Source organism: Streptomyces colonosanans (assembly GCF_001866645.1).
Classification (GTDB): Bacteria; Actinomycetota; Actinomycetes; order Streptomycetales; family Streptomycetaceae; genus Streptomyces; species Streptomyces colonosanans.
The window spans coordinates 1-1,418 of the sequence record NZ_MLYP01000084.1 but is presented as its reverse complement, the minus strand read 5'-3'; the positions used below and the strand labels follow the sequence as shown (position 1 = coordinate 1,418).

1 protein-coding gene and 1 pseudogene are annotated in these 1,418 nt (G+C 66.1%); one reads left to right on the top strand and one right to left on the bottom strand.

The genetic code is table 11. The features are described from left to right. Positions 1–442 (top strand): annotated as a pseudogene (locus tag BIV24_RS36570) (hypothetical protein); the annotation flags it as partial. A 224-nt stretch (positions 443–666) separates the two neighbouring features. On the opposite strand, the gene BIV24_RS35765 reads toward BIV24_RS36570, so the two are convergent. Beyond that, a complete protein-coding gene (locus BIV24_RS35765) occupies positions 667–1,116 on the bottom strand; it encodes a helix-turn-helix domain-containing protein (protein ID WP_245766961.1) in 450 nt (149 codons plus the stop codon). Positions 1,117–1,418 lie beyond the last annotated feature (302 nt).

Genomic DNA, 1,418 nt, shown 5'->3' with positions numbered 1-1,418 from the left:
ACAGCAGCAGGGAAGCCTGCCGGATCGTCGGTATCGACGTCCGGACGGGCAAGAACCGGCGAACGTTGCCTGACGCGGCACTAGAAGGCGGCGCCTCCGACCTACCAGGAGGCGCCGCCTTCGTCCGGTCCGTCCCGCTACCTGGGCGAGGCTGATCGCATCCACATGGCCGACCGGCTGCGGGAGAAGGCCACGGTCCGCGCCATCGCCGCCGAGCTGGGCCGTGAACTCGCCCGTGCCCTGCGTACCCGCCGAAAGCCCCACCGCCAGGCCGCCTGCCGACAGCCTCGGTTCGCCACCGCGATGGTCATGATCAGCACACGCCCGGAGGAGGACCGGCGCTGCCCGGTCACTGGGAGGGTGACCTGATCTGATCATCGGCAATGACGGCGCCGCGGCCATCGGCACTCTCGTCGAGCGCGCAACCCGCTACGCGACGCTCGGCCGGGAAACCCCAGCCGAGCGTCTGCATAGACTGCTCACGGCCTGATCAACACGACCATGTGTTGCAACGCCCCCCGGAATCCGCCATGGTGCCGGAGCGGGCCCCTCTCCTTGCCTGCTCAGCTATACCGAGGGGGGTCTCCTCCAGCAGGCGTGCCGAACAGCGGGGACGGAACGAAACGGCCCCTCCTGCCAGTGGTCAGACGGATGCTGGGCGGCCTGTCAGGCGGCCGGGCCGGCGATGCGGCGGTGGTGCGCGTAGGCGTAGAGGGCTGCTTCGGTGCGAGTGGTTACTTTGATCTTGGTCATAAGGTTGGTCAGGTGCGCCTTGACGGTGCGTTCGGCTATGCCGAGTCGGTGGCTGATTTCGCGGTTGTCGGCGGCGTAGCCGAGCAGGACGAGGACTTGGCGTTCTCGGGGGGTGAGGGAGGGGATGGCCTGGGGGTCCCCTCGGGTGGGAGGCGTATCCGGGGTGAAACTGAAGTCCCGCGCCGGTGTAATTCCCCGATTGTCTCTCGCTGGGTAAGGCAAAACAGAAACTCCCCGTTTGTCGCTTTCCGCCCGCTTGGCCGGTATTCCCTTGCCTTCGTTGCGCTGAGTTATTGGGGTTTCGGCGCTGGGCGGCAGTCGCGGCGGCACCGTGGCCTGATTGGCCTGACGATGGCGTCGCAACTTTTACCTTGCATGGCGTCGCCTGTCGCTACAGCTGGCAGCGCATTCCGTGCAGGCAGCGGCAGTTGACGCTGTTGACTCACGCCCGTAGGCGGCCTGTTGTGGTCATGGGTCAGTAAACGATCGGAGAGCATCCACGTAAAGCGACTTGAGCCAGTCTTGAGGTTGCCTCGCAGGCAACCCGGGGAACGGTGTCGTTCGGCCCAAGTGGTAAAGATCTAAAGGAAGTTGACGACAACCCAGATTCGGCCTGCCTCGACCGTTCGGCGGCCCGGCGCGTCCGCTGACTCGGCCGGAAGCTG